The sequence below is a fragment of the Streptococcus sp. 3613 genome (assembly GCF_013277375.1).
Lineage (GTDB): Bacteria > Bacillota > Bacilli > Lactobacillales > Streptococcaceae > Streptococcus > Streptococcus pseudopneumoniae.
Map to the genome: position 1 here is coordinate 1 of NZ_VMMV01000063.1, position 7,410 is coordinate 7,410.

7 protein-coding genes are annotated in these 7,410 nt (G+C 35.7%); all 7 read left to right on the forward strand.

Annotated features, from left to right (window positions below; genetic code table 11):
* Positions 1–495: 495 nt before the first annotated feature.
* Positions 496–2,262, forward strand: coding sequence for a site-specific DNA-methyltransferase (locus HT708_RS08000; RefSeq protein WP_172926237.1), 1,767 nt, complete (start codon positions 496–498; stop codon positions 2,260–2,262).
* Position 2,263: 1 nt separating this feature from the next.
* Positions 2,264–2,632 carry an SLATT domain-containing protein gene (locus HT708_RS08005; RefSeq protein ID WP_172926238.1) on the forward strand — a complete coding sequence of 123 codons (369 nt, stop codon included), beginning with the start codon at positions 2,264–2,266 and terminating at the stop codon, positions 2,630–2,632.
* Between the two features lie 117 nt (positions 2,633–2,749).
* Positions 2,750–2,968 carry a hypothetical protein gene (locus tag HT708_RS08010; protein ID WP_166735439.1) on the forward strand — a complete coding sequence of 73 codons (219 nt, stop codon included), beginning with the start codon at positions 2,750–2,752 and terminating at the stop codon, positions 2,966–2,968.
* A gap of 31 nt (positions 2,969–2,999) precedes the next feature.
* A complete protein-coding gene (locus HT708_RS08015; protein WP_172926239.1) occupies positions 3,000–6,077 on the forward strand; it encodes a DEAD/DEAH box helicase family protein in 3,078 nt (1,025 codons plus the stop codon).
* Positions 6,078–6,090: 13 nt separating this feature from the next.
* On the forward strand, positions 6,091–6,543 hold the full coding sequence (locus tag HT708_RS08020) for a CFI-box-CTERM domain-containing protein (RefSeq protein WP_050223616.1): 453 nt from the start codon (positions 6,091–6,093) through the stop codon (positions 6,541–6,543).
* 295 nt (positions 6,544–6,838) lie between these two features.
* On the forward strand, positions 6,839–6,985 hold the full coding sequence (locus HT708_RS08025) for a hypothetical protein (protein WP_000770987.1): 147 nt from the start codon (positions 6,839–6,841) through the stop codon (positions 6,983–6,985).
* A gap of 32 nt (positions 6,986–7,017) precedes the next feature.
* A partial coding sequence (locus tag HT708_RS08030) for a helix-turn-helix domain-containing protein (protein ID WP_172926240.1) occupies positions 7,018–7,410 on the forward strand: 393 nt, incomplete at its 3' end.

Here is a 7,410-nt window from a genome sequence, read left to right on the forward strand (position 1 = left end):
TATATACGGTAAGGCGACGTTGATGTGGTTTGAAGAGATTTTTGAAGAGTATAAATATAAAGAAAAATCAGAAATTGAGATTAGAGAACTCTTTTGATTTCAATCCTTATTTTTGATAAAATGAAGCTGTAATGTATTAAAAATGAAGCATTACAAAGATAGGATAAGCCAACTTAATTTGTTAGAAAATTAAAATTACAAAAGCTTGACAAAGCTAAGAAAGGATACTACCATGAGCACAGCACAGCACAGCACAGCACAGCACAGCACAGCACAGCACAGCACAGCACAGCACAGCACAGCACAGCACAGCACGCAGGTGAAAAGTCTGGACTTGAGAAATTAACTCTCACTTCAAAAGATGTTTTTACAGATAATATTTCAAAAATTGGTCAACTTTTTCCTGAAGTTCTGACGGAAAAGAGGGATGAATACGGCAGATTACGTCCTGCGATTGACTTTGAGAAGCTTAAACAGTTTTTATCAGAGGAAATTGTGGATGGTCGAGAATCCTATGAGTTTACTTGGGTTGGAAAGCGTGAAGCTATTGCAGAAGCTGGGCGACCAACTACTAAAACCCTAAGACCAGATCTTGATGAAAGTGTTGACTTTGAAAACAGTGAAAATGTCTTTATTACTGGAGATAATTTAGAAGTCTTGAAAATCTTACAAGAATCCTATCTAGGAAAAATCGATATGATTTATATCGATCCACCCTATAATACAGGGAAAGACTTTGTATATTCTGATAAGTTCCAAAAAACAGATGAAGAGTTGAAGGAAGAGATGGAACTTTTGGATGAAGAAGGGCGCCAGGTAGTTGGGCTTACAAAAAATGAAAAAACTTCGGCCCGTTATCACTCAGACTGGCTCAATATGATGTATCCACGCCTGCGCTTAGCAAGAAATCTCCTCAAAGATTCAGGTGTTATCTTTATCTCTATTGATGATAATGAACAAGCTAATCTGAAAGCTATTTGTGATGAGATATTTGGGGAAGAGAATTTTGTAGCAACTTTTGTTAGAAGAACTATAAATTCAGGAAAACAAGACTCAACTACCGCTTCGGTTTATCATGAATACTTATTAACGTATTCCAAAAACTTTGATAATTTGACGCTCAATAGAAGAGAAAAAAGTGAGAAGGAACGATTAAAATTATATCCTTTAGAAGACGAGTTTATAAATTCTAGAGGTAGATACTATATCTCACAATTAGACAAGGGGAGCCTTCAATACTCAGATAGTCTGAATTATCCTATAACTGCACCAGATGGGACTGAAATTTGGCCAGGTGAAGGTTTTCATGATAAAAGTAAAATATTCAGATGGTCTAAAGAAAAAGTTAAATGGGGATTAGAAAATGATTATTTAGTTTTTAAAAAACAAGGTGAACGATGGAAAGTATATGCTAAATCTTATGAATATCGTGATAATAATGATAATCCTGTAGTTCCTTCAAATCCTTATACAACGTTGGACTATATTACTAAAGAATTTTCAAATTTTAATGCAACTCCTGAACTTAATAAAGTATTTGAAAATAAGAAGTTTTTTGATTTTCCTAAACCAGTACTATTTGTAAAAGACTTGCTTAAATATTCTAGTAAGCAAGATTCTGTAATTCTCGACTTCTTCGGTGGTTCTGGTACTACAGCTGATGCAGTCATGCAACTGAATGCTGAAGATGGTGGAAATCGTAAGTTTATCCTGTGTACGTTGGATGAGGAAGTAGCTGATAAGTCTGTTGCTAAAGAAGCAGGTTATGAAACTATTGACCAGATTTCTCGGGAGCGGATTCGTCGTGCTGCTGCAAAGATTCAGGAGGAGCATCCAGAGTTGGTTGGCAAGCAGGACTTTGGTTTTAAAGCTTATAAGTTAGATTCTTCTAACTTTAAGGATGTTTCAGCTAGACCGGATCAATTTATTCAAGGAGAACTCTTTGATAGTGTATCCAATATCAAGGAAGGACGTACTGGCCTCGACTTACTTTTCCAAGTGATGCTGACATGGGGTATGGAACTGTCACTAACCATTGATTTGGAGAAAGTAGCAGGAGCAGAAATCTATGATGTAGATCAAGGCTCACTCATGGCTTGTTTTGAAGATGAAATATCAGAAGAAGTTATCCGTCACATCGCTCAAGCACAACCACTCCGTGCTGTTTTCCGTGATAGCTCATTTGCCAATTCAGCAGATAAGATTAACGTAAGTGAAATCTTCAAAGAATTGTCACCACATACGAAAGTGAAGGTGGTGTAATGTGAGCGAAATTCTTGATTTTAAAGATAGAGATATAGACTATGAGATTAACTTAAAATGCAATTCGATAGATATTGTGCGTTCAGCTAGGATTAATACGAGTAAAAGATTGTACGAATATGCTGAAAAATGGGAATTGATCTTTTTAGCAATGAGTATAATGTCAACGGGTTTATTAGTGTATTCGTTAATAAAACCTGAAAATAAAGATAGATTAGCTTTATCTGCTTTGTTTTCCATATACTCTTTACTTGTCCAGAATTTTGTTGTAAAGTTGAATTATAATGAGAGAGCTTTGAAACTACACTATCATCAGTTAGAATTAGAAGACTTTTTACTTGAATTAAAATCAATTATTTTCCAAAAATAACTTAGTGATGATGAAAAAATTAATAAGTATCAACAGATAATGTCAAGGTATCAAATTAGTTTACGGGGAAATGAAAATCATTCATATTATGATCACAAGTGTGCTAAAAAGTATCAGGTGAGAAAATATGGTCAAGGAGATTCGCAATCTGATAAGGAATCTAAAGTAATAGATGAGACAAGTGAAGATGATAAGAAAAAGTGTTGGCTGAAAAATGCCTTTATTTATATTGAGAAATTTATCAAGAGACATGATTTTAGTTGGAATAAAATCATTATTTGGTTTCAATATTTATTGATTCCATTAGTTCTTATCTGGTATTTGGTTTTATCTTAAAAGTAATAAATTATAAAGAAGAAAATAAATTATGAAACTACAATTTAAAAAACAACAATTCCAGTTGGATGCGGTTAGTGCCATTGCGGATTTATTTCAAGGACAAGCTAAACATACTGGAGTTCGGTATATGGCGGATCCAGGTCGTCTCAAGTCAGATGAGGTAGATTTGGTTTTAGATGCTTATCGAAATGCACCGATTCAATTGAGTCAAGCAAGTATACGAGAAAATGTTCATACTATGCAAACTCGCTATGGTTTGCGTCCTTCTGATAAACTATCGATTGATATGATTGCTGGACGAGAAGCTTATAATTTTTCCATAGAGATGGAGACGGGAACAGGGAAGACCTACACTTATATCCGTACAATTATGGAGTTGAATAAACGCTATGGCTGGCTTAAATTTGTCATTGTCGTTCCAAGTGTAGCCATTCGTGAAGGAGTTCTCAAATCTCTACAGATCATGTCAAGCCACTTTCAGATGGAGTATGGCAAACAACCACGCTATTTTGTCTACGATTCTTCACGTTTAGGTGATTTGGATAGTTTTGCCAATTCGTCAGACCTTCAAATTATGGTCATCAACTCTCAAGCTTTTAATGCGAAAGGGAAAGATGCGCGACGGATTCATTCTGAGCAGGAAAGTTTCCGTTGGCGTCGTCCGATTGATGTATTGGCAGCTATGAATCCGATTATGATTATTGATGAGCCTCAATCTGTTGAAGGGAAACAGACAAAGGAAAGACTAAAAGATTTTAAGCCATTGTTTACGCTACGCTATTCGGCTACACACAAGGAAAAGCATGATATGGTTTATAGATTGGATGCCATGGATGCTTACAATCAAAAATTAGTGAAAAAGATTGCGGTTAAGGCTATTGAGCAAACTGGGACGACCGGGACACAAGGCTATCTTTATCTACAAGAAATCATTCCACAAAAAACAGGAGCACCCAAAGCAAAAATTGAGTTTGAAGTAAAAACGCAGTCAGGTGTCAAAAGGAAATTGAAGGTAGTGGAAGAACCCTTTGATTTATACGCTGAATCAGGGAATTTATCTGCTTATAAAGGAATGACCCTTAGTCACTTTGATGCAAGGGAGAACAAACTTCAAGTTGGCGTGACGCAAGAACTTCATGTTGGTGAAGTGATAGGGGAAGTGGATGAGTCGAGCATCAGAAGAATTCAAATCCGAGAAACTATAAAAAGTCATCTCGAAAAAGAAAGTAAACTGTACAATCGAAGAATTAAAGTATTATCCCTATTTTTCATCGATGAAGTGGCCAAGTATAAACAATATGATGAACATAATGATGCCTATAATGGTGAATACGCTCAGATTTTTGAAGAAGAATATCGAAATCAAGTAAACCAGTTTATCCGAACACAGGAACCAACTCCTTATCGTAGATATTTGGAGGCTAATCTTGAGGGAAATTCAGTTCATGCTGGTTACTTTTCGGTAGATAAAGTGAAGAAGTCAGATAAGACCATTTTCGTAGATTATAAATCTGCCAGTGAAAAGAAAAGTAATCTTTCAAATGACACCGATGCCTATGACTTGATTATGAAGGACAAGGAGCGTTTGTTGAGCTTTGAAGAGCCAGTTCGTTTCCTATTTTCTCACTCAGCTCTAAAAGAGGGATGGGATAATCCTAATGTCTTTCAAATCTGTACGCTGAAGCAATCTTCAGCAGAAACCCGTAAACGTCAAGAAATCGGTCGTGGTATGCGTTTGGCAGTTGACCAAAACGGAATTCGTCAGGATTTTGAACTCTTAGGAAATGATGTTCATGAAATCAATAAACTGACAGTAATTGCAAATGAAAGTTATGATCAATTTGCTCGAAGTCTACAAGAAGAAATCAAAGAACTCTTAGCAGATCGTCCTGCAAAAGTGGATGTTAGTCTTTTTGCGAATAAAGTTCTAACCAATCAAGAAGGACAAACAAGACGTATTACCAAGGAACAAGCAGATTCGATTCACTTTGATTTGATCCGACAAGGCTATATAGACCGTGAAGGGCAATTAACTACAGAATATTTTACTGCAAAAGAAAATCATCAGTTACAACTGTCTGAAACACTAGCAGGTTATGAGGATAAGCTGGTAGAGATATTGGAGAGCGTTTATCATGTTGGACAGTATGAAATTGAAAATGCCAATCATTCAGTCATTCAGTTCTCAAATGAGGTCAATCAAGAAAATATTGCTCGAAAAGAATTCTTAAATCTCTGGAAGCAAATCAATCGAAAGACCAGCTATCAAGTAGAATTTGATGATGCGGAATTGGTAAAACATTCGGTTGACTATATCAATGAGAAATTAGTCGTTAGCAAACCAAGTTTCCAAATAACTCAAGCAAGTGCAGCAGATATGAGTAAAGAAGAGGGACTGAACTTTACGGTAGCTGAAAATGATCGCCAACAAGAATATCTAACGGATTCGCAGATTATGACCAAATATGATTTGCTAGGGGAGATTGCTGAGCAGACTGGTTTAACTCGTAAATTGGTTGCGGAAATATTAAGTAAAATCTATGTCTACCAATTTGACAAGTTTAAACAAAATCCAGAAGAGTTTATTCTTAAGGTTTCAAAGCTTATTAATGAACAAAAAGCAAGTCAAATTATCAAGCATATTCAGTATAATGTGTTAAATGAAGAGTATGATATGGACTTGTTTTATGACAATCCTGAAACTGCTAACAGATCAGATGATCACTTACTTGAATCCAAAAAAGGGATTTACAATTTTGTAAAAGTTGATTCAAATACGGAGAAGACGTTTAAAGAATCTTTGGAACAATACGAGGATGTTCGTGTTTATGTGAAGTTACCAGGGAAGTTCAGTATTGCGACTCCACTTGGAAACTATAACCCTGACTGGGCAATCGCCTTCCGTGAAGGTAGTGTCAAGCATATCTATTTTGTTGCAGAAACAAAAGGCTCTATGTCTAGTCTTCAATTAAAACAAGCTGAGCAAGCAAAAATTTCCTGTGCGCGTGCTCATTTTAAAGCGTTAGCTCAAGCTGGATTGATTAATGATCAGCACATCTATGATGTGGTTTCAAGTTATGAGGAATTATTAAATATTGTAAGATAGGGAGGTAAAAGAAATGGAATTTATTGTATATCGTAAGGGAAGAGAAGTAGCTGTTTTTCAACGTAGGAGTGATGCAGAGAGATATGTGCACTCTAGAACTGGATTTTTTGGTGAACCAGATGCTTACTATCAGATTGAACAAAGAGGTTGTTATTTGACAGAAGCAGCTGTAACTTACAAGGGATTGGCAGATGACTGTGATGAATTGATGACTTTGCGAAAATTCAGGGATTCTTATCTAGCTTTTAAAGATGGTGGTCAGGAGGAAATTGAATCCTACTATAAGATGGCTCCTCAGATTGTTGCCAAGTTAGAAGAACATTCAAATCGTGAGGAAATACTAGAGTCTATCTGGTCAGGACTTGTCTTACCTTGTGTTTCCTTGATTAAAATAGGAGAGAATCAAACTTGCCATCAATTGTATAAAACATATACACTAGAATTGTCTCAAAAAGTGGTCCAATAAAACGAGTAGAGTATAGGAAAAGAGTTCGGGTCCTCGCTAACTTGTATAGTGAAGAGACCCCCTATTCTATTTAGATCCCCAATACCAAAACAAACGTGTCAAACTAATCACTAATAGAACATACTTGGAAGATTTTGAATGGAATGAGGAAGATACAAAGGAAGACAATTTCTCTAGCTGGCTTGATGAAATGGTAGGATTGTAAGGGGGGATTTTTACCCCTTGGGTTTTAAGAGTATATATAATTAAGATAAACTAAAAAGACTAACACAAAAAAGAAAGTAGAGAAAAGAAAATGAAGTTATTAAAGGGTTTGGGCTTTGCCTTGGTATTGTTTTACATGGTTATATTTATTGGAGTAAACTTTGTGACTGTTGGGGTTGATAATGATAAAAAAGAAGAAACAACAAAAGAGATACAAAGGTATGAATTGTTAGACTAGACTAAAATAAAAAAGCATTATACAATAGTAATATGAAATCAACTAAAGAAGAAATCCAAGCTATCAAAACACTTTTAAAAGACTCTAGTACAGCTAAATATCATAAACGCCTTCAAATCGTTCTATTTCGTCTGATGGGTAAATCTTATAAAGAGATTATAGAGCTTTTAGACTGTAATCAAACAACGATTTGGCCAACTGTAAAAAAATATGAGGAGTTCGGACTCGACTCTCTCCTTCAAGAAATACGTGGTGGTCGTAACCATGCATATATGACAATTGAGGAAGAGAAAGCCTTTCTTGCCCGTCATTTGAAGGCTGCAGAGGCAGGAGAATTTGTTACAATTGATGCCTTATTTCAGGCTTATACAAAGGAGTTAGGTTCTTCCTACACACGTGATGCCTTTCTCTTTCCACACTTGTTC